This is a genomic window from Bacillus sp. NH11B (assembly GCF_001884205.1).
GTDB classification, from domain to species: domain Bacteria; phylum Bacillota; class Bacilli; order Bacillales; family Bacillaceae_G; genus Bacillus_A; species Bacillus_A proteolyticus.
In genome coordinates this window covers 176,240-199,291 of the sequence record NZ_MAOG01000130.1, presented here as the reverse complement: position 1 = coordinate 199,291, position 23,052 = coordinate 176,240, and the positions used below count along the sequence as shown (strand labels likewise).

General features: G+C 36.4%; 18 protein-coding genes and 1 pseudogene. 7 read left to right on the top strand and 12 right to left on the bottom strand.

Annotated features, from left to right (window positions below; genetic code table 11):
- The first annotated feature begins 665 nt into the window (after positions 1 to 665).
- Positions 666 to 3,710 (top strand): efflux RND transporter permease subunit, encoded by a 3,045-nt coding sequence (locus BAU27_RS24430; RefSeq protein ID WP_071772238.1) that lies wholly within the window; start codon positions 666 to 668, stop codon positions 3,708 to 3,710.
- Between the two features lie 192 nt (positions 3,711 to 3,902).
- Here BAU27_RS24430 and BAU27_RS24425 read toward each other — a convergent pair.
- From BAU27_RS24425 to BAU27_RS24410, 4 genes and pseudogenes are all read right to left on the bottom strand, one after another.
- A pseudogene (locus BAU27_RS24425) lies at positions 3,903 to 4,382 on the bottom strand (P-loop nucleotide/nucleoside kinase family protein).
- A 200-nt stretch (positions 4,383 to 4,582) separates the two neighbouring features.
- A complete protein-coding gene (gene pstA / locus BAU27_RS24420) occupies positions 4,583 to 5,503 on the bottom strand; it encodes a phosphate ABC transporter permease PstA (RefSeq protein WP_071743710.1) in 921 nt (306 codons plus the stop codon).
- Positions 5,504 to 5,505: 2 nt separating this feature from the next.
- Positions 5,506 to 6,396: a phosphate ABC transporter permease subunit PstC gene (gene pstC, locus BAU27_RS24415; protein ID WP_071743861.1), complete on the bottom strand. Its 891-nt coding sequence runs from the start codon at positions 6,394 to 6,396 to the stop codon at positions 5,506 to 5,508.
- A gap of 70 nt (positions 6,397 to 6,466) precedes the next feature.
- Entirely contained in the window at positions 6,467 to 7,366 is a 900-nt protein-coding gene (locus BAU27_RS24410) for a phosphate ABC transporter substrate-binding protein PstS family protein (RefSeq protein WP_071743711.1), read from the bottom strand.
- Positions 7,367 to 7,875: 509 nt separating this feature from the next.
- On the opposite strand from BAU27_RS24410, the gene BAU27_RS24405 reads away from it, so the two are divergent.
- Genes BAU27_RS24405 through BAU27_RS24395 form a run of 3 tightly spaced genes read left to right on the top strand, consistent with a single transcriptional unit; the run spans position 7,876 to position 10,230 of the window.
- Positions 7,876 to 8,133 carry a FeoA family protein gene (locus BAU27_RS24405; RefSeq protein ID WP_000252989.1) on the top strand — a complete coding sequence of 86 codons (258 nt, stop codon included), beginning with the start codon at positions 7,876 to 7,878 and terminating at the stop codon, positions 8,131 to 8,133.
- Positions 8,130 to 8,852 (top strand): FeoB small GTPase domain-containing protein, encoded by a 723-nt coding sequence (locus tag BAU27_RS24400; protein WP_071772236.1) that lies wholly within the window; start codon positions 8,130 to 8,132, stop codon positions 8,850 to 8,852. Before BAU27_RS24405 ends, BAU27_RS24400 begins: the two co-directional genes overlap by 4 nt.
- A complete protein-coding gene (locus BAU27_RS24395) occupies positions 8,830 to 10,230 on the top strand; it encodes a nucleoside recognition domain-containing protein (RefSeq protein ID WP_071772235.1) in 1,401 nt (466 codons plus the stop codon). Before BAU27_RS24400 ends, BAU27_RS24395 begins: the two co-directional genes overlap by 23 nt.
- Positions 10,231 to 10,445: 215 nt before the next feature.
- Here BAU27_RS24395 and BAU27_RS33265 read toward each other — a convergent pair whose 3' ends face one another.
- The 8 genes from BAU27_RS33265 to BAU27_RS24360 all read right to left on the bottom strand — a co-directional run bounded on the left by BAU27_RS33265 (position 10,446) and on the right by BAU27_RS24360 (position 18,127).
- Positions 10,446 to 10,574, bottom strand: coding sequence for a hypothetical protein (locus BAU27_RS33265; RefSeq protein WP_000493988.1), 129 nt, complete (start codon positions 10,572 to 10,574; stop codon positions 10,446 to 10,448).
- A gap of 11 nt (positions 10,575 to 10,585) precedes the next feature.
- Positions 10,586 to 11,752: a Ger(x)C family spore germination protein gene (locus BAU27_RS24390; protein WP_071772234.1), complete on the bottom strand. Its 1,167-nt coding sequence runs from the start codon at positions 11,750 to 11,752 to the stop codon at positions 10,586 to 10,588.
- Positions 11,736 to 12,860 (bottom strand): spore germination protein GerLB, encoded by a 1,125-nt coding sequence (gene gerLB / locus BAU27_RS24385; RefSeq protein WP_071772233.1) that lies wholly within the window; start codon positions 12,858 to 12,860, stop codon positions 11,736 to 11,738. Before gerLB ends, BAU27_RS24390 begins: the two co-directional genes overlap by 17 nt.
- On the bottom strand, positions 12,861 to 14,339 hold the full coding sequence (gene gerLA / locus BAU27_RS24380; protein ID WP_139254684.1) for a spore germination protein GerLA: 1,479 nt from the start codon (positions 14,337 to 14,339) through the stop codon (positions 12,861 to 12,863).
- Between the two features lie 101 nt (positions 14,340 to 14,440).
- Positions 14,441 to 15,913, bottom strand: coding sequence for a sodium:solute symporter family protein (locus tag BAU27_RS24375; protein ID WP_071772231.1), 1,473 nt, complete (start codon positions 15,911 to 15,913; stop codon positions 14,441 to 14,443).
- Entirely contained in the window at positions 15,910 to 16,107 is a 198-nt protein-coding gene (locus BAU27_RS24370) for a DUF3311 domain-containing protein (RefSeq protein WP_002116275.1), read from the bottom strand. Before BAU27_RS24370 ends, BAU27_RS24375 begins: the two co-directional genes overlap by 4 nt.
- Position 16,108: 1 nt before the next feature.
- Complete coding sequence (locus BAU27_RS24365; protein WP_071772230.1) at positions 16,109 to 17,284, bottom strand: amidohydrolase; 1,176 nt, start codon at positions 17,282 to 17,284, stop codon at positions 16,109 to 16,111.
- A 132-nt stretch (positions 17,285 to 17,416) separates the two neighbouring features.
- Positions 17,417 to 18,127 carry a C39 family peptidase gene (locus BAU27_RS24360; RefSeq protein WP_071772229.1) on the bottom strand — a complete coding sequence of 237 codons (711 nt, stop codon included), beginning with the start codon at positions 18,125 to 18,127 and terminating at the stop codon, positions 17,417 to 17,419.
- A 379-nt stretch (positions 18,128 to 18,506) separates the two neighbouring features.
- On the opposite strand from BAU27_RS24360, the gene BAU27_RS24355 reads away from it, so the two are divergent.
- From BAU27_RS24355 to qoxB, 3 genes are all read left to right on the top strand, one after another.
- Complete coding sequence (locus BAU27_RS24355) at positions 18,507 to 19,922, top strand: amino acid permease (protein WP_071735679.1); 1,416 nt, start codon at positions 18,507 to 18,509, stop codon at positions 19,920 to 19,922.
- Between the two features lie 282 nt (positions 19,923 to 20,204).
- Complete coding sequence (locus tag BAU27_RS24350) at positions 20,205 to 21,080, top strand: cytochrome aa3 quinol oxidase subunit II (protein WP_071772228.1); 876 nt, start codon at positions 20,205 to 20,207, stop codon at positions 21,078 to 21,080.
- A gap of 33 nt (positions 21,081 to 21,113) precedes the next feature.
- Positions 21,114 to 23,048 carry a cytochrome aa3 quinol oxidase subunit I gene (qoxB, locus tag BAU27_RS24345; protein ID WP_071743722.1) on the top strand — a complete coding sequence of 645 codons (1,935 nt, stop codon included), beginning with the start codon at positions 21,114 to 21,116 and terminating at the stop codon, positions 23,046 to 23,048.
- The last annotated feature ends 4 nt before the right edge of the window (positions 23,049 to 23,052 follow it).

Genomic DNA, 23,052 nt, shown 5'->3' with positions numbered 1-23,052 from the left:
GTTTGTCTAGCATCTAAAAATAAAAATTGACGTTCACGTTGTTTGTTTCGTTCAGTTTTCAAAGAACTTGTCCGCCGCTTCAGAAGCGACTTCATCATATTAACATCTTCATTTTTCGATGTCAACTATGTTTTTTAATTTCTTTTTGTCGTTTTCTGCGTTTCCGCATCAGCGACGTTTATTAATATACCATCATGGTTTTTAAATAACAAGTATTTTTTATAAAAAAACACAAAAAATTATCTAGCCTACTTTCTTCTATAGAAAGAACCATTATCCTTTCTACTGAAAACATTCATTTTGCTTGCAGACAACTTACTATACACTATCATCAACCAGACAGTATCCCACATGAATCCCTAATCCTTAGCCCTCTTCCTTTTAAATTTTACAATAACCATAACTCTACTCAAGAAGGACAAATCCTCATTTAAATGTAGAGTAACAAAAAATGAGTCCACTATACTAGAGCAAAACTTTAATTAATGCTTCTCTTCAACAATCAGGAATTTCACTTGCAGAAATTACGAACTTCCCTTCAAAATATTAACTTAAGATTATTGTTAGAATTTTTTTACATTTAATTAATGAAAATTATCCATTTTTTGTTATATAGTAAGAAAGTGCCCACACAACTATAAATAAACTAATGGAGGAATTATCTTATGGATAGGTTAACAAAGTTTTCATTAAAAAACCGAGCCGCTATTATCATCATGGTTTTTCTCATTTCCATACTCGGCGTTTATTCCGGATCTAAATTACCTATGGAGTTTTTACCAAGCATCGATAACCCCGCAATAACTGTTACGACATTGTCTCAAGGGCTCGATGCTGAAACGATGACCAAAGACGTGACTGATCCTCTCGAAAAACAATTTCGTAATTTAGAACATATCGATGGCATTACTTCTTCTACACATGAAGGGTTATCACGCATCGACATCGCATATACATCCAAGGCAAATATGAAAGACGCGGCACGCGAAGTCGAGAAAGCAATTAATACAATTAAATTACCTAAAGATGTAACTAAGCCTGTAGTTAGTCAATTAAATACTTCTATGATTCCACTCGCTCAAATCACCATCCAGAAGCAAAACGGATTTTCAAAAGCTGACGAAAAACAAATCGAGAAAGAAATCGTACCACAACTCGAAAGCATTGATGGTGTTGCCAATGTTATGTTTTTCGGAAAATCAACTTCCGAATTATCAATCGTACTTGATCCTAACCAACTAAAAGATAAAAACGTAACATCACAGCAAGTATTAACAGTTTTACAAGGAAAAGAAACCTCCACTCCAGCCGGAGCAGTTACCGTTAATAAGGAAGAATACACTCTTCGTGTCATCGGAGATATAAAAAATGTAAATGACATAAAAAACATCACCGTTACACCTCAAGTAAAATTACAAGATGTCGCTCAAATTGAACTAAAACAACATTACGATACAATCTCACACATAAACGGAGAAGAAGGAACAGGATTAGTCATCATGAAAGAGCCGAGTAAAAACGCGGTTGCAATTGGAAAAGAGATTGATAAAAAGATTAAAGATATAAGTAAGGAATATAAAGATCAATATTCTATTAAACTTTTAGCTTCAACTCATGAGCAAGTTGAAAATGCTGTTACTAGTATGGGAAAAGAAGTAATCCTTGGGGCCATTGCCGCAACTCTCATTATCTTAATCTTTTTACGTAGCTTTCGAACAACACTCATCGCTGTCGTCAGTATCCCATTATCTATCCTATTAACACTATTTTTACTCCACCAATCTAACATCACACTTAACATTTTAACTCTAGGTGGCTTAGCCGTTGCAGTTGGACGTCTCGTCGATGATAGTATCGTTGTCATCGAGAATATTTTCCGTCGTTTACAAAAAGAATCTTTCTCTAAAGATATTATTCTCGATGCAACAAAAGAGGTCGCCGTCGCAATTACCTCTTCTACTTTAACAACAGTCGCCGTTTTTTTACCTATCGGTCTCGTATCGGGAGTAATCGGAAAACTAATGTTACCTATGGTGTTAGCAGTTGTGTATTCTATACTTTCTTCCTTAATTGTGGCATTAACAGTCGTTCCACTTATGGCTTTTTTACTGCTCAAAAAAACAAAACGTCGCAATTCACATTCTTCACCGCGATATGTCGCCACATTAAAGTGGGCTCTTTCTCATAAGTTTATCATTCTACTCACTTCTTTTTTATTATTTGCAGGATCAATTGCAGCCTACATACTACTTCCGAAAGCGAACATAAAGTCTGAGGACGATACAATGCTTTCCGTTAACATGACATTTCCAGCTGATTATGATTCTGAAGCTAAAAAACAAAAAGCCTTTGATTTCGAAAAGAAACTCCTCTCTAATTCTGATGTAACAGATGTTATTTTGCGAATGGGATCTAGCGCAGAAGATGCACAATGGGGACAGACAACTCAAAACAACCTTGCAACTATATTTGTAGTCTTTAAAAAAGGATCTGACATCGACCAATATATTAAAGAATTAAAAAAGGAACATACAGCTTTCGAACCAGCTGAACTTGATTATATAAAAACGAGTTACTCTGACTCCGGCGGCGGAAACAACTTACAATTTAATGTAACAGCTACTAACGAAACAAATTTACAAAAGGCCGCTAACATCGTCGAAACAAAACTAAAAAGCATGGATTCTCTTTCCAAAGTAAAAACAAATATAGAAGAATCTAAAAAAGAATGGCAAATTCATATCGATCAAACAAAGGCTGAGCAACTAGGTTTAACACCAGAATTAGCAGCACAACAAGTATCATTCCTTATGAAGAAATCTCCTATTGGGGAAATCTCCATCAATAATGAAAAAACAACTATTATGATAGAACACAAAAAGGCATCCATTAACAAACAAGAAGATATTTTAAACACAAACATACTATCACCTATTAACGGACCAATTCCTTTAAAAGACATTGCAACTATTTCAGAAAAACAACTTCAAACGGAAATCTTCCATAAAGATGGGAAAGAAACGATTCAAATTACTGCAGAAGCTTCCAGTGAAGATTTAAGTAAAGTAAGCGCAGAAGTAAACAAAGCAATAGCTGACTTAAATTTACCTAACGGGGCAAAAGTAAATATCGCAGGTGCTACTGAATCTATGCAAGAGAACTTCACTGATTTATTTAAAATTATGGGGATTGCAATCGGGATTGTATATTTAATTATGGTTATCACATTCGGGCAGGCGCGCGCTCCTTTTGCAATTTTATTCTCTTTGCCATTAGCTGCTGTCGGAGGCATTTTAGGATTAATCATTTCCAGAACACCAGTTGATGTAAATTCCTTGATTGGCGCATTAATGTTAATCGGAATTGTCGTTACAAATGCTATTGTATTAATAGAAAGAGTCCAACAAAATCGAGAAAACGGTATGGAAACCAGAGAAGCACTATTAGAAGCCGGCTCCACTCGATTACGCCCAATTATTATGACAGCCATAACAACAATCGTCGCTATGCTACCACTTCTATTCGGCCAATCTCAAGCGGGCAGCATGGTATCAAAAAGTCTAGCTGTCGTTGTAATTGGCGGCTTAGCCGTTTCAACCATTCTTACATTAGTAGTTGTTCCTGTTATGTATGAACTATTAGATAAAATCGGGAGAAAAAGACGCTCCCGCAGAAAAATAAGTACTTCAACAGAAACACCTGATATTTAAACCCAAAGGCGTTATCTTCATAATTGAAGATAACGCCTTTTGTATTCCTCTACCTATCCATAAAGTGAAACTTTAATCAGCAGGGTTTTGTCCACCCCCCCACTGATTATTAGCCCGCACCAATCGGGCGTTTACTGCCAGTTTAGCTCCCGTCTAACTTCTTTGCTCCAGCTGAATTTTGAGGTAGGAGTTTTACCACCCACAAATAGCGGGATAAATATAGTCCAGCACTTTTTTACCATACTTCTCTAGTGGTTCTCCAAAATCCACAATAAGATATTCACCATGTAAAGGCCTTTTACTGCCAGACAGACATTTTTTAAATGCTACTTCTGATTCTACTTTTGTAATTTGATTTACCTTACGTTCGCGCGTTTGTAACCTACGATTAATTTCTTCTATATTATTAAGATAACATTCAATATATTTAAATGTAGCACCATTTTTCTGACATAAATCTATTCCTTTTTTAATCATCCCTTCGTAGAGACATGGACTATCTAATATCACACTGTGCTTTTACTCCAACAAAAAAACAATCAGTTCCCACTCAATATCATAGGAGATTCCCCCAACCACTGTTGATTCAACACCTTTTTCCTTTAATGATTTTAATAAAGCTGATTTCGCAACGTCATGATCTACAATAACAGCACCTGTTAATTTAGCGATATACTTAGAAAATGTCTATTTCCCAGATACAGGAAATCCCTACATTTGCAAAAAAAACACTTTCAAATCCCCTCCCTATTTCTATCCGGATTTCCATATATCAAGTTACCTATTCAGCCACCCTTCTTCTTTTCCTACCAACAACAAAATGACCGTAAAAAAACTCCCTGTTTTATAAACAGAGAGTTTTCATCTTCAACTTATGCCGCTTTTACCTTCTTCGTCGTTTTACTTTTTCTTTTCGTTCCTGTAAAACGCTTGTGTAATACAGATGCTATAAAGCGTGAAATAACATTGAATAGTAGTACCATAATAATTAATACAGCTGCTGATTTTGTCGCAATTAACTTTGCATCTGGGATAACCCCTTCAGAATTTAACTTCCAAATGTGAACCGCCAACGTTTCAGCTGGTCTAAATGGATTTAAAGGGTGCGAAGGACTGGATAATTCCACTGCTGAATTTAAAATTGGAGATGTTAAACCCGCTGTGTAAATTAACGCTGCCGCTTCCCCGAATATACGACCCGCCGCTAAAATAATCCCTGTAATAATTTGTGGTAAGGATGAAGGAATAATAATACGAGCGATCGTTTGCCACTTCGTTGCACCTAATCCAAGGCTTGCCTCTTTTACATTAGGAGGAACTTCTGAAATCGCATTTTCACAAACACGTGTTAAACCTGGTAAGTTTAAAATAGTTAAAGCAAGAGCACCACCCATTACTGTGTATCCCCAACCTGTCATTGTAACGAACACTAACAAACCGAATAACCCAACAACAATAGAAGGTAAGGATGCCATTGTCTCAATGCATAAACGTACAAAACTTAAAAAACGCCCTTGTTTTGCATACTCAGCTAAATATATTCCAGCACCTAATCCAAGAGGAATAGATATAACAAGCGTTATAACAAGCATGTAGAAGGAATTGAATAACTGCGGACCAATTCCACCACCAGCTCTTGTATTGCTTGGTTCTCCAAACAAGAAATTAGGATCCCAAAATCCCCATCCCTTTTGTAAAATTTCAAACACTAAGAACACTAGCAGCGCTACAACTAAAGCCGCAACTGCATAAAAGATACCCGTCCAAATTTTATTTACCGTTCTTGCATTCATTATTATCGCTCACCTCTTTGTCCAATCGCTCGAATTACTAAAATAAACAGGAATGAAATAACAAGTAAAATCATCGCTAAAGTCCATAGCGCATTGTTCCAAGCAGTTCCGTTCAATGTATTTGTCATATCCATTGTCAAAATACCTGTTAACGTTGCTGTCGGACTATATATTCCTTCTGGTAATTTAATCGTATTTCCGATTACCATTTGAACCGCTAACGCTTCACCAAAAGCACGCGCTAAACCTAAAACAATGCCTGTTAAAATCCCTTTTTTAGCAGCAGGAACAATTACGCGGCTAACCGCTTGCCATTTCGTTGATCCTAGTCCATAAGAAGCTTCTAAATAATCAAACGGAACAGAACGTATTGCATCAGAAGCGATACTAGCAATAGTAGGTAAAATCATAATACTTAGTACAACAATACCTGCAATTAAACTAAAACCTACTCCCCCAAACGAATCACGTAATAACGGAACTAAAATTGTAACCCCTAATAATCCGTATACAACTGAAGGAATACCAACTAATAATTCTAATACAGGCTTCAATACTCTATTTCCAAACTTCGGCGAAATTAAATTCATGAATATAGCAAGAGCTATAGCAATCGGCGCACTAATAATAACCGCACCCAACGAAACCACTGTTGAACCTACAATAAAAATCAAAGCCCCGAAGCTTCCTTCGTCAGCATTTGGATTCCATTTTGTCGATGTTAACATCTCAGTAAATGAGATACCACTTTGCGTAAAAGATTGAATTCCTTTACCGCAAATAAACGCAATAATAGCTAATGTAATTAAAACAATTAAAATACCACAAAACGTAACAAGTGATCTTCCTATATATTCACTCTTTACGTAATTTATTTGTTTTTTCCCCTTCATCACAGGACAGACCCCACTTCACAGATTGAAATGAACAGGACTGGCCTTGCAGCCAGCCCCATAAATTTGATTACTTATTTAATTTAGACATTGGAATGTAACCCATATCTTCTACTTGTTTTTCAAAGTCTTTACCTTTTACATAATCAATGTAAGCTTTTGTTGCTTCTTTCGCTTCACCTTTCGTTACCATGTATTCGTAAGACCAGAATGGATATTTACCAGACGAAATATTTTCAACTTTCGGTTCAGCGCCATCAATTTTTACTGTTTGTAGCGCACCTTTTTTATCACCAACCATGTAAGACATTGCTAAATAACTCACTGAGCCTGGCGTAGAATTAATCGCTTGCTCTACTGCACCGTTAGAATCTTGTGTTGTACCAGTTCCATCATTAATTTTTGCGTCTTTCATAACTGTTTTTTCAAATGTAGCACGTGTACCAGATGAAGCTGGACGGTTAATTACGTTGATTTTTTCATCTTTCCCGCCTACCTCTTTCCAGTTCGTTACTTTTCCAGTGAAGATATCTTGTACTTGTTTTACTGTTAGGTTATCAACTTTTACATCTTTATTTACGACAAGTGCGAATGCAATACCCGCTACCTTGTTATCTACTAATTCTTTCGCCTTTTCAGCATCTTTTATTTTATCTCCAGACGGAACATCTGAATTACCAATTTGTACTGCACCCGATGCTACTTGGTTAATCCCAGTTCCACTACCGCCACCTTGAACTTGAATAGAAACTTTCGAGTTTTTCTCCATGAATTTCTTTCCAGCTTCCTCCGCAAGAGGTAGAAGAGCTGTCGAACCAGCCGCTGCAATCGTACCTGATAATTCTTGTTTTGCATTATCGCTTCCTTTAGCAGCCTCTTTATCCGTACTTTCTGCTTTTCCACATCCAACTAATGCACCTGCCATAACTAAAGCTGCTAAAGAAAATTTAATACCCTTTTTCATAACCATGTCTTGTACCCCCATTTGGATTATCGCTTTTCGAATTCATTTTCTTTCGAACACAAATTCATTGTAGGACAACAATATTATGTGAGTGTTAAGCAATTTTTAAGTTTAAGTAAATAGAGATAACATCCCGTAAAAGCTAGACATTCCAACATTTATAGTTAAAAAAGCCAACAAACTCCACATTAAACACGAAGTATTGTAAATTTAATCTTAATAATGTAAATCCAATGTAAATAAATTTCTACGTTTTGCCCTTTAGCTTAAAACTACATTTACAATTCCACTATCTTTTTTAACTTTTACGCTCTTACTTTATTTACATTAAAAAGAATTTTAGTAATATTTTTTAGTACAACTAAATAAATTGGAACAATTCTAAAAATAATTGAATATTTTTAAAGTACTAATTGACAGCATCATCCAATGTGGTCTACTATATTACTAACAAAAAGTTTACCTTAGGAAACTTTTTAAACTTAAACTAACAATATAGAGATGAGGTAACTTTTATGGTATCGGCTAATACAAAACCACTTTCTGAATTTAAAACAGGAGAGTTTGTACAAATTGAGAAGATACAATTAGAAGGAACTATGAAACGACGTTTATTAGACTTAGGATTTATCCCTGGGGCAACGATTAAAGTATTACAACGCAGTCCACTTGGAGATCCGGTCGCTTATCAAGTAAGCAACACAACTATTGCACTACGTAAGGAAGAAAGTTCCCTTATTTTCGGGGTATTAATAGGAGATGATTTCAGATGAGCAAACATCGCATTGCTTTAGCTGGCAACCCGAATACCGGGAAAAGTACATTATTTAATACTTTAACTGGCTTAAAACAACATACTGGAAACTGGACGGGAAAAACTGTTTTAAAAGCTGAAGGGGAATATGAACATAACGGAAGTAAATATACATTAATAGATTTACCTGGAACCTACTCACTGTATTCAAATTCTGCGGATGAGGAAGTAGCAAGAGATTATATTATATTTGAAAAGCCCGAAGTAACTGTAGTTGTTATAGACGCAACTGCCATGGAAAGAAATTTAAATTTAGCACTCCAAGTAATGGAAATGACAAATGATGTAGTCATTTGTATTAACTTAATTGATGAAGCGGAGAAAAAAGGCATTGTTATCGACGAAAAGAAATTAGCAAAATCACTTGGTGTACCGGTAGTTAAAATTTCAGCCCGAAACCGAGTTGGTATCGGACATTTACTAAGCGTCATTGCTAAAGTAGCAACTAAAAAACTCATTCCAACACCAATTAAAATTACTTACAGCGAAAAAATTGAAAGTATGATTCAGGAATTAGAACCACAAATTTATAAAGTGTTCGGTGATACGTATCCAGCACGTTGGATTGCGTTACGTATATTAGATGGAGATAAAAATTTCTTAACTACACTTCAAAAACACCATAATGAACCACTTGTAAGGGAGGTCGTAATTAATGGAATCTCACTCAGCCAGTAAAGCTCTTCCATTAGACTATATTATTCAACATGCACAAACACTCTCAAAAGAAGATATACGAGATGATATTGTCGGAGATATTTATCGAACATCTGCAAGCATATGTAAAGAATCCGTTCAATATACAAATACAGACAAATTGTATCGTTCCGAAAAGCTAGATAAAATTTTCACATCTCCCATCTGGGGATTCCCAATTATGCTCGGTATTTTATCTATCATTTTTTATCTTACAATTGCAGGCGCTAACGTACCGTCTGATATGATTGCTGAATTCTTCGGATGGACCGAAGGATATTTAACATCTTGGTTCCAAGCAGCGCATGCACCTGAATGGTTACATGGCATTTTAATACTTGGTTTATTCCGTGGTATCGGTGCTGTTATTAGCGTTATGTTACCACCTATGGCAATCTTCTTCCCTATGTTCGCACTATTAGAAAACTACGGATACTTACCACGTGTTGCATTTAATATGGACCGCTTATTCAAACGCTCCGGTGCACATGGCAAACAATCTTTAACAATGGCAATGGGCTTTGGTTGTAATGCAGCCGCTATTATGTCAACACGTATTATTGAATCACCACGTGAACGTATGCTTGCAATCTTAACAAACAACTTCGTTCCTTGTAATGGTCGTTGGCCTATGTTAATTTTAATGGCTTCATTATTTATGGCTGCTGGTTATACAGGTAGTATGCAAACATTAGTTACTGCTGGCGTTGTAGTTGGGATGGTTGTAATTGGTGTTATTATGACATTAACTGTTTCTTGGGTACTATCAAAAACAGCTTTAAAAGGTGTGCCAACTCACTACACCCTTGAGTTACCACCGTACCGTAAGCCAAAAGTTTGGAATACAATTGTACGTGCAACACTCGATAAATCTATTTATGTTTTAAAACGAGCTGTCGTTGTAGCTGCCCCTGCGGCTGCATTAACTTGGTTACTTGCTAACATTTTCATCGGTGACACAAGCTTACTTATGTATTTTGTAAACTTCCTAGATCCATTCGCTAAAATGTTAGGGCTTGACGGCTTTATTCTAGCTGCATTCATTCTTGGACTACCAGCTAATGAAATTGTTATACCTATTTTATTAATGTCTTACTTATCAACTGGTGCTTTAACTGAAATAGATGATTTTAATCAAATTAAAAATCTATTCTTAGAACACGGTTGGACTTGGTTAACTGCGTTAAATACAATGTTGTTCTCACTTCTTCATTTCCCGTGCGGTACAACACTAGTTAACATATATAAAGAAACCAAAAGTGCAAAATGGACATTCTTATCGTTTGCAATCCCTACCGTTATCGCCATTGTTGTTACATTCCTCTCTACACAATTGGTACATTGGTTAGGGCTTATATAAAGTGAAAATTTACTCAGTAGGGGGCTCTTTCCTACTGAGTATTAGCCCTCACCAATCGGGCGTGTACGGGCGGGCAGTTAACTTCCTATCTAACTACCTTGTTTCCACCGAATTTTTTAGGTAGGAGTCTTACTGCCCGTTAACGCGGGATAAAAACAAAGCATACATAGAAGGTATCCTCCTTCACATATGCTTTGCGCGAAAGAAACCTGAAATTATTCAGGTTTCTTTTTTTCTTTCCACGGCTGAGCTCCATACGTTGTGAGTTTTTTATGAATAAAGTATATGGCTCCCGGAAGAACCGCCATTAATATCGTGCAACTAATTCCTAATCCAGTAAACAACTTTCATCACCTTATTTCACTCTCTTCGGTAAAGCTGAACCTGAATGCTCAATTGTCGGATGAACATGAACAGTAACCTCCGCATTACTAAAGTAATTTTCACCTTGATCCCAATTCTTATCTATCTTCTTCCATTCTTTATAATTATGCCGCTTATATACTTCCCCTAACTCCAATACATCTACCTTATATTTTTTTTGAACAAGTTTAATCGATTTTTGGATACGCTTCTCCATTTCCTCCGCGATGTTTTTCTTTAATTGATTTTCGTTCATAATTTGTTTATGATCACTAAAATGCAACTCAGCTAAAGTCCCATCCAAATATAAATGAATATCAAACTTCGGTTTTGTAGCATTTTTCGTAGCTACTTTAATCTTTCGGTGCATCTTATGAATTTCATATGTAATAAGCTGACTCTTTTTACGTATAGTAAAAAAACCTCCAATTTTTTTACCTATTATATAATTCATTCCTAATGTTTCTTCCCCACTCAAAATACCTACACACTTATTATCCTTCCCGCGAAACAACGCTGCCCCGTTCATTTGTACCCCTTGTTTTGTTAGTTCGAGAATAGGTAATACGAAACTTTGGTTAGAAATCATCTTTTCCTGTACTTCACCAATTCTTGCTGCTTCAATCATTTGAGCATTTTTCGGAGGATGTTCAGCTAACATATCAATATACTGCGCCGGTAAATTTTCAGGCTTGGCACTCTGCTTTAAAATAGCTTCTGCATTTTTCTTAGAAACGAACAAACGAATATTTCTTCTCATCTCGTGATCACGAATATATACATCTAACGTATTTTGTAAAACATATGGATTCGCTAGTAAATCTTTAGAAAAAATTATCACTTGTATATGTGGAAAGAATAATGAGCGACTAACTTTTTTAGCAATAATTCGTATTTGCTCAAAAACACTATCTGCTTTCGCACTAACATTAATATAATTTTCACTATCTCCACCGCCTTGGCCACCTTGTTGCGCTAACTTACTAGGAAGTACCATCTGATACGTCCCTTTCATAATTGGATTTGATTTCTTTGCCTTCACAATATCGTAAGCTGCGCCTACTACAAATCCTCTTTCTTCTATTTCTTCTAGCTCAGAGCACCCACTTATAGATCCAACTAAAACCATAACCATAATAATATTAAGAAGGTGTTTCATTTCTACCATTCCTTCTTTTTATTTTGTATACAATAAAAACTAACAAAGGCGCTAGCACGACAAACCCCATATCTATCCAAGCTAAATAAGTCCCATAACTTGACAAAGTATTCAAATTACTAGGGATCATATTCAACATAAAAATAATCGGGGCACTTACAAAAATGAAAATATGTTTCTTCACTTTCGGAAACATAGCGCAAAATAATAAAGATGCGACGTCATAATACATTGCTGTAGTGTTATAAATAGTAATAATCCAAGTAGTAAAAAAAATGGCATCAAATCTTTCTAAAAAACCTCCACCAATTTCTATTTCTTTACCCAATTCAATTGTAGGATATGTCAATCCACGGGTTGTCATATACGTAAAAACGCTAATACAAGTTACATAAATTAAAATGTATGACAGCACATTTACCATCACTGCTTTTGCAACTGCCATTGGCGCTTTTTTCGCTGTCTTATCGTTCAACAACACAGCATAAAACAGAGCTACCTCAAATCCGATAAATGTGAAAATAGAATTTTTAACTCCTACAGCATATTGACTTACGTTCGTTTGAAAAGCCGGTAGTAAATTGTTTATTTCCATTAAGTTCACATTCAATAAAGAAAGAAGCACTATCGCAATTAAAACAATTGGTAAGAATAGAACACTTAACCTTAATAAAGCCGCTCTCGATCCTGCTACACCATAAATAACAACTAATAAGAAGAAGAAAGACAATAGCTGTATTGGTGTATCACTAAATAAATATGTTTGTGAAATAACCGAAATCATTCGCGATTCATATGCTGTCAAAGCTGCAAACGTTAATACTAAAATGCTACTAATTGTGTATGCAACAGGCTTCGTCAAATGCGCACTTGTATATTGAACAAAGTTTTGTTTTGGGAATAAAATAGCTACCCTCGTTACAAACCAACCTAAAACCGCACATATCACTCCACCCAAAAGCAAAATAATCCAACCGTCTGAAAATAAAGTTTGCATAGCAATATCTCGAGGCATAGATAATGCACCTATACCGATAATTGTTGACGATACCGCAAAACCAAGTTCCCGAGATCCAATTTCTTCATCCCCATATTCAAATGGCTTCAATTACTCTCGCTCCTTTGGACGTAGTGTAGAGTCTTTCGTTTGTAAATATTCTGGTCTATCTTTTAACATTGATTTTGGTAGGCGAACCAATTCTTCTTCCCAATCTTTATAAAAAGCAGGAGCAATAGGTGTTGTATACGGTACCCCAACACTCTTTAAATTTGTAATATGGACCGCAAGTGCAATAAGAGCTAAAATAATCCCGTACAATCCAAAAGCAGTCGCGGCTAATACAAAAACGAAAAGTAAAATTCTAAACGTAATCGTAATACTATACACAGGCAGTGAAAATGTAGCAATTGCAGTAACCGCAATAATAATTACTAAAAACGGATTTACAATCCCCGCATTTACTGCCGCTTCTCCAATTACAAGACCACCTACGATGCCAATTGTTTGTCCCATCGGTTTCGGAAGCCTAATCCCGGCTTCTCGTATTAATTCCATCGTTAATGCCATCATTAACGTTTCTATATAAGCAGGAAACGGCACCCCTTCTCTCGCTCCCGCAATGGAATAAGCTAGTTTAGATGGAATAAGCCCTTGATGATACGATACAAGCGCTACGTACATGGCAGGTAATAAAACAGCAGCGATACCTGATCCCATACGTAAAATTCTTAATAACGTTCCAATTACCCAACGCTCATAATGGTCTTCTACAGATTGAAAAATATCAACAAACACTAGTGGAGCTATAAGAGCAAATGGTGACCCATCTACTAAAATGGCCGCTTTCCCTTTCGCCAATGCAGCCACTATATTATCTGGTCTTTCTGTATTTAAAAACTGTGGAAACGGCGACAAATTATTATCTTGAATTAATTGCTCAATCGTTCCTGTCTCAAAAATGACATCTGTCACTATTGATTGAAGACGCCGATCTAGCTCTTTTACGATGTAAGGGTTAATAATATCCTCTATATATACTAGGGTTACTTCTTTCTGCGATCGCTTCCCCATAATATAAGATTGAAACCGTAACTTCGGATCACGTAAACCACGGCGAATTAACATTTTATTCACATTAACATCTTCATTTAATCCAACCCTCGGTCCACGAATTAAATCTTCTGTCACTGGCGGTTCTAGACTTCTTTTCTCCCAAGCCCTACTGTTAACAACAATAGCCGTTTGAATATTATCAATTAATATAACTGTGTCTCCCGCTAGAATCGCATTTATAATATCCGGAAACGTTGTCTTCATGCCGACTTCTGCGATAGAAATAAAACGATCCAATAACGTTTGAACAACAGCCGCTTCTTTTTCTATTTCTTCATATTGAAGCGTACGAACTACATATTTATAAACATTATCCTTATCTGTTAACCCACATAAAAAAATGACAGCGCAGCGTGTAAAACTACCAGCAAGAGCAACTTCTCTAATTGTTAAATCATTAGGTGAACCTAACTCATCTCTAATTTCCTTCATAACTTCAAACAAGTTACCTTTTAGCTCTAACAATTTCCCCACCTAACTTCCTTTTCAACAAGTTTTTAGTTAGATTCCGCTAATAGAAGAAAATATATACAAAAAAGAGCTATCTCTTTTCGAAGATAGCTCTAACACACGAATTACTTTTCTACTATTATATTGTCGGTCTTTACAGATACATTTCTTGTGAATCCACTAACTACAAACATCACAATAATGTTAACTAACAACGCGACTATACCTACATTCAAATCTTTCATATACTGCGGGACACCCGGGAACATCGTAGCTATAGTAGAACCAGATAAGGTGATATATGCGACAATTAACAACCCAATCCCCATCCCCGCGATCGCACCTTGTTTCGTAATAATTTGACGAGGAAACAAACTACATACAAGCGCAGGGAAAAGTTGCGTAACTATACTGTATCCCATTAAAAGAAGAGCCCCTATCGTTTCTCCCCCTTTAAATGTAAACAATACTGCAACAAGCGTTACAACAGGTACAAATAACTTAGCTACTTTTGCAACTTGTCTATCTGAAGCAGATGGCACCATTGTTCGGTAAATATTTTTTGCTAACAACGTAGATGCCGCCATAACAAGCATGGAACCTGGAACTAATGCCGTTAACACTCCTGCACTACCAATAATACCAATAAACCATGGATCAAACGTTTGAAGAGCCAGACGGAATAATGAAAGATCTACATCCGCTCCCTTTAACCCTGGAACTTGCAAGATAGCAGCAAACCCTGCAAAGAATACGAAAAGCAACACTAAAGAATAAAGAGGCATAATCGCCGCGTTTTTCCTAAATACTTTTTCATTTTTTGCAGAGAAGGCCGAGGCGAATGTATGGGGCCACATATAGAAACCAAGAGCCGTTAATATAATAGTAGAAACAAACCAAGAAATACTCATTCCTTCTTCAGATAAAGATAAAAAACCTGGTTTCGCTGCTTCTACAGCTTCGAACATCGGCTGCAATCCCCCGTAATAATGGTACGGTAAATATATACCTAAAAACATAACGATAAATAGTATCATAATATCCTTCAAAGCAGCTGTCCAAGCCGATCCATGTATACCTGAAACCATTACATATATAGTTATAACAATAGCACCAATCCATACCGCAATAACTGGCGATACTCTTCCATAAGATGCTTCCGAAACGATGATCCCTAATCCCTTTAGCTGCAAAACGAGATATGGGATGATAGAAATTACACCAATAATTGAAACAATTATCCCAAGCGTCTTACTACTATATTTTTTCGCAAAAAAATCGGACTGCGAAACGAGGTTATGCTCTTTTGCATATTTCCAAATTGGAGGCAATAAGAAATACGATAAAATATAGGCTAATGCACCATATCCTAAAATATAAAAAGTAGGGGCTCCTTTACTATACGCCCAGCCACTTCCTCCTAAAAATGTGAATGTCGTATAAATTTCGCCTGCCATAAGGAGAAAAACGAAAATAGTTCCAAACCCTCTTCCTCCAACTGACCATTGCTCTAAATTCATATCTTTTCCACGTTGTGCTCGAATCCCTAAAAATAGTGCTGAAAATAAGAATAAAATAATAATAAGTAATGCTATCATTTCACATCCCCCTTATTAGCAGGGTCGAATACGTACACAAGCCCCATACAAAGAGACGTAATGAGCACTGATAATAGTATCCAAAATAATAGAAATGGCATCCCCAATACGTAAGGAGTTACTGAATTTGCAAATACTGGTCCAACTACTAAACAAAGAACTGGAATAAGTGCTAGCACGTGTATTTTCTTCATCTCATTCTCCTTTACTTATAAAATTCATAATGGATGATACAAAGACTTCCACTCCAATTGGTAATGCGTCTTCGTCAATTGTAAAACGAGGGTGATGATGCGAATATATAATTCCCTTCTCTTCATTTCCTGCCCCTATAAAAAAGAACGTCCCTGGTGCCTTTTGTAAAAATGCTGAAAAATCTTCTCCTGCCATCGTTGGTTGTAAACGAACAACCCTTTCTCTTCCATAAAGCTGTAATGCCGTATGTTCGATAAGCTCTGTAACTTCATAATCGTTCACAACTGGTCGATATCCATATTCATAAGAAAATGTATACTTAGCACCGTAGGATTCTGTAATATGTTTGACAATCCGTTCAAGCTTCTTCTTTGTGTCTTCTCTTAATTCATGCCTTAAACTTCTCACTGTCCCCTCAATCTCCGCTTGTTCCGGGATAACATTATGGGTTGTCCCAGAATGAAATTGCGTAACAGATACTACGAGAGAATCTAACGGGTTCGTGAGGCGAGATACAATTTGCTGGATTTGCGAAACTACTTGCGCACCAATGGCGATACTATCAACTGTTTCGTGCGGAATTCCAGCATGCCCACCTTTTCCCTCTATCGTAATTTTAAAAACGTCCGGTGCCGCCATCGCCGGACCATAAATTACCCCTACTTTCCCAACCTCTAACGACGCCCAAAGGTGAGCACCAATAATGTAATCCACACCTGCCATCACTCCCGCTGCGACCATTTCCTCTGCACCGCCCGGAAAGTTTTCTTCTGCATGCTGAAATAAAAAGCGAATTTCTCCTTTAACTTTTTCTCTTTCTTCTACTAACTTATGTACAACCCCAAGTAATATCGCCATATGCCCATCGTGACCACACGCATGCATCACACCTGAATATGTAGAAATAAAATCAAAATCATTTTCTTCATGAATAGGAAGAGCGTCCATATCTGCTCGAACCGCAATTGTTTTACCCGGTTGTTTACCGATTAGTCTTGCCATTACACTATATTTAGTAGGCTTTGATACCTCTAAATATGGGATTTTCCGAAGTATGTCGAATACAAATTGAGATGTTTTTTCTTCTTGAAAAGATAACTCAGGATATTTATGAAAGTGCCTCCTCCACTCAATCAACTGATTTTTTAACAAAACAAGTTCCTTTGCGACATCCATTTTTCTACTCCCCTTCTTCATCAAGTTAAATGTCATTATAACGTGAATTGTTAACTTTTAAAAGAATCTTCTGAATTTTCTATATTATAAACTTAAAAATAAAAAGCCATCCAAAAGATGACTTTTTCATTATTACAAAATAGTAATTGCTTGTTTCCCCATTTGCTCCCAAGCTTTCTCAAATTCTGCTCGCGGAACAGCGAAACGTGGATTATTTTTAAGAGGATCATTTACATATACAAAGTTTTGATCATATCCAATTACTACTGCACTATGTTCATAATATGTAATTTTCACTTTACCTGAGTTTGTATTCCATGTTTCAAAACTACTTTCGGCTAATGGTTTAAACGTTGTATTAATAATGACCCATACCGGAGAACCAGAACTAATTACTTTATATATATCTTGCATATCTCTACCTGTTAAATTAATTACTTTTTCAGGAACATACTTTTCTGCTAAATTAAAGATCGGTTGATTATATACACCGTATCCTCGCTCGTTTTTCGTATAAATATTTCCAACAAATCCCTCGTAAGGATTTCCACGCAAACCATTTTGTTCAAATGGAACACGATGAATTTCACTAGCAAGCTGCATCTTATCTACTTGTACACCTTTATATTGCAGCAACATAGCTAAACTGGTCACTTCACATCCACGGGGTAATTCTGGTAATTGTTTTATAAATGGAACATCTTCAATCATAGCCGCTTCTTTCATTTCAGATAGAAAATCTAAGCGTAGCACTTGCGCCTTTTGTATAATTTTATCTTTCCCTATAAAAAACGCGGCAGCTAGTATAATTCCAAAAACAAAAAGATATTTTAGCTTTTTCATTATAAACAAAACTCCATTAATTATTATTTTACAGACACAACTCTTATCATTGTACCTTTCTTCTTACTAGTTTGCTAGAAAGATTCTGTGAATTATTATTCACAAATATCGTTTTAAAATTCTAATTATTTTTAATAAAAAGAAAAAACAATATACTTTTTCAGAATTTTTTGCTAAAATGAAAATTATTAACCTGGTGAAGGAATTAAATTTCTTTCACTAGGTTAATAAACATTCTAAGGTATTTAGTCATAGTTATCTTTTACATACTCAGTTCACAACAAAATAAGCCGAGTATGTTTTTCATCCCCCACTAATGATTAAAAGCCCAGAATGAAATCAAGTTAACACATACAAGAAAATATGGGGTGAGGGGCATATGAACCAACAAGTAGAACAAACAGATTTAAAACGAACAATGAAAAGTAGACACCTATTCATGATCGCACTTGGTGGAGTCATTGGAACGGGATTATTTATGGGTTCTGGACAAATCGTCCATAATGCAGGACCAGGCGGAGCTATTCTCGCATTTTTAGTCGGTGGTTTCGTTATGTATTTAACGATGTTATGTCTTGGCGAATTATCAGTAGCTATGCCAGAAGCGGGTTCCTTCCAAAGTTACGCAAGCAAATTTATTTCACCTGGTTTTGGATTTGTTGTCGGTTGGATGTATTGGTTAAATTGGGCTGTTACAGTTGGAGTAGAGTTAACGACTGTTAGCATTTTAATGAAACGGTGGTTTCCAGACGTTTCTTCTTGGATTTGGTGTGTTACTTTTGCAGTAGTACTCTTTCTTGTGAACGCTTTATCAGCAAAGGCATATGCAGAAGCTGAATTTTGGTTCGCTAGCGTAAAAGTGGCAACGATCGTTATCTTTATCGTTCTTGGAGGAGCGGTTATGTTTGGTCTCCTCGATTTTAATGGAAAGCCAGCTCCAATGCTTCACAATTTCACTGAAAATGGCGGGCTATTTCCAAACGGTGCATTAGCTGTTCTTCTTACGATGATTACAGTTAATTACTCATTCCAAGGAACAGAGCTTATCGGAATTGCTTCAGGAGAAAGTGAAAATCCTGAAAAAACAATTCCAAAAGCAATCAAAAATACAATTTGGCGTACTCTATTCTTTTTCGTCTTAGCAATTTCAGTTGTTGTCGGCTTACTCCCATGGCAAGAGGCTAATCTAGTTGAAAGTCCATTTGTACTTGTATTTGATGTGGCTGGTATCCCTTATGCAGCGGACATTATGAACTTTGTTATTATTACAGCTGTATTATCCGTAGCTAACTCTGGTCTATACGCAAATTCTCGTATGCTTTGGGCGATGGCAAAACAAGGCATGGCTAGTCCAGCTTTTACGAAGTTAACTAAAAGAGGTGTACCACTAAATGCGTTAATTTTCAGTCTGATTTTCGCGAGCCTTTCTTTATTAACAAGTATATTTGCAGCAGATACTGTCTTTTTAATTTTAACTTCTATTGCAGCAATGGCTGCTGTTGTTGTTTGGATGTCGATTGCAGCTTCACAGTTTTTCTTCCGTAGAAATTTCGTGAAAAACGGCGGCGACATAAATGATTTAAAATACCGTACACCACTTTATCCAATAGTTCCAATCGTAGCTTTCTCACTCAATTTCATTACATTTGTTAGTTTAGCTTTCATTCCAGATCAGAGAATCGCTCTTTATTGTGGGATTCCATTTATGATTATTTGTTACATTTTATACCAAGTAAAATATAAAAAAGCTGTCACATTTGAACAGAAAAAAAATATAACTCAGGGAATAAACTAAATATACAAAATATTCAGCTATCTTTCTTATAATAAGATAGCTTTTTTCTATTTCTTGGATATCTTGGTATAACTTTATTTATCTTAAAATTTCCACAATCATGTTTTTCTCTGGAAAATAGTTTACAATGTTATCAAGTTACAAATGATATTCACCTTAAAAAGTGTGCATTTGTGTCTATTTTTTAACAATATGACAAAAACTATTGCCTTCTATAAATTAATAGGTTTATATTGTTTTATTGGCATAGTTTCAATCCAAGGAGAAAGGAGATTTTCAATCGTGCAACTAAAGAAAACGTTTTGGAAGTTGGCTTCACTTCTTCCGTTATCATTACTTCTGTTCCTCGGTGGCTGTGATAAAAAACTCGCAGTATTAAACCCGCAAGGACCTGTTGCAAAAGCACAGTATGATTTAATTGTTTGGTCATTCTTGCTTATGTCATTAATTATCGCAATTGTATTCATTTTGTTTACAGTCATCTTGATTCGTTATCGTGAAAAACCAGAGAATATGGACTATGAGCCACCTGATCAACACGGTAACACATTATTAGAAATCATTTGGACGATTATTCCTGTTATTATCGTTATCGCATTATCGATTCCAACAGTTAAAGCAACTTATGCTTCGGAAGAGGTTCCGCAAGAGTCCAAACATATTAAACCAGTTGAAATTTATGTTACATCTGCAAACTGGAAATGGTTATTTAGTTACCCGGAGGAAAAAATTGAAACCGTTAACTATTTAAACATCCCAGCTGGTGTACCAATTCAATTTAAGCTTACTTCTGTAGGTCCAATGAATGCTTTCTGGGTACCAGAACTTGGTGGTATGAAGTATACAATGGATGGCATGATCATGGACTTATTTTTACAAGCTGACAAACCAGGTTCTTACCTAGGTCGTAGCTCGAACTTCTCAGGTGAAGGATTTACTCACATGGAATTCGAAGTTGAAGCAAAAACAAAAGAAAAGTATGACAAGTGGGTAAAAGAAGTACAACAAACTGCTCCTAAACTAACAGAAGATAAGTACAACGAAATTGTTAAACCTGGTGTAGTTGGTCGTATGACATTCTCTAGCCACCACTTAAGTTATGTAGATCCAAAATCACTTGAATATTGTGATTACAACTACTACAAAAACAAAAAATAATAGCTATTATTCCAACAGATTGGAGTGAACACAGTGAAGCTTGATGAATTTTTTGTCACAGGTGACCCGATTATTTACGGAGCTGACGCATCTATCGTTCTTGTGACATTAGCGATTCTTTTCGTACTAACAAAGTACAAAAAATGGAGATGGCTTTGGGATGAATGGTTAACAACTGTTGACCATAAAAAAATAGGGGCCATGTATATTATTTCTGCCGTTATAATGTTATTCCGTGGTGGTATGGATGGTTTAATGATCCGTGCCCAGTTAACATTCCCAGATACAACATATTTAAACGCTGAACACTATAACGGAATCTTTACAACACATGGTACAGTAATGATTCTTTTCATGGCAATGCCATTCGTTATGGGATTAATGAACCTTGTAGTACCATTACAAATTGGTGCTCGTGACGTTGCATATCCGTTCTTAAACGCTTTAAGTTTCTGGTTATTCTTTATCGGAGCAATGTTATTCAACATCGCTTTCGTAATCGGTGGTTCTCCAGACGCTGGGTGGACTTCTTACTTCCCAATGGCGGGTACAGAGTTTTCTCCTGGTGTAGGAAATAACTTCTATGCAATCGCCTTACAGATTTCAGGTCTTGGTACGTTAATGACAGGTATTAACTTCCTAGTTACGATCTTAAAAATGCGTACACCTGGTATGAAATTAATGAAAATGCCAATGTTTACTTGGTCAATCTTAATTACAACAATTATCATTATTTTTGCTTTCCCAGTATTAACAGTTGCTCTTGCATTAATGACATTTGACCGTCTATTCGATGCTCACTTCTTTACGATGGCGAGCGGCGGTATGCCAATGTTGTGGGCCAACCTATTCTGGGTATGGGGTCACCCTGAAGTATATATCGTTATTTTACCGGCATTCGGTATTTTCTCTGAAATCATTAGTACATTCTCACGTAAACGTCTATTCGGTTACAGTGCGATGGTATACTCAATGGTTGCAATTTCTTTACTAAGTTTCGTCGTATGGCTTCACCACTTCTTCACGATGGGTGCAGGTCCAGCGGTTAACTCATTCTTCTCGATCTCGACAATGGCGATTTCGATTCCAACCGGGGTTAAGATCTTTAACTGGTTGTTTACACTGTATAAAGGACGTATTCGTTTTACAGTGCCAATGCTTTGGTCATTGGCATTTATTCCAAACTTCGTAGTTGGTGGAGTTACAGGGGTTATGCTTGGAATGGCAGCAGCTGATTATCAATACCATAACAGCTACTTCCTAGTCGCTCACTTCCACTACGTATTAATTGCAGGTACAGTATTCGCTATGCTTGCTGGATTCACATTCTGGTATCCAAAAATGACAGGTCATATGCTAAATGAACGTCTAGGTAAATGGACATTCTGGATCTTTATGAGCGGATTTAACATCTGTTTCTTCCCAATGTACTTCTTAGGATTAGACGGTATGACTCGTCGTATGTATACTTACTCTGAAAGCCTTGGATGGGGTTGGTTGAACCAAATCGCATCTGTCGGCGCAGTAATGATGGGTATCGGATTCGTACTTCTTTGTTACAACGTAATTTGGAGTGCACGTCATGGTGAACGTGACGTTACTGGAGATCCATGGGACGGCCGTACACTTGAATGGGCAACTCAATCTCCTGTACAACATTACAACTTCGCGAAACTTCCTGAAATTAAAGAAGCTGATGCTTTCTGGTACATGAAACAACGCGGAGAAACAGTTACACCAGCTGCAGAAGACATCAAACCAATTCACATGCCAAGTAATTCTGGTGTGCCTATTATTGCGTCTGGATTCTTCGGTCTTGCAGGTTTTGCATTAGTATTTAGCTGGTTCTGGCTTGCAGCAATCGGTGGAGTTGGTATTTTAGCTTGCTTAATCTATCGTTCATTCGATTATGACGATGGTTACTATGTAAGTGTTGATGAAATTAAAGAAACAGAACATATAGCATGAGAGG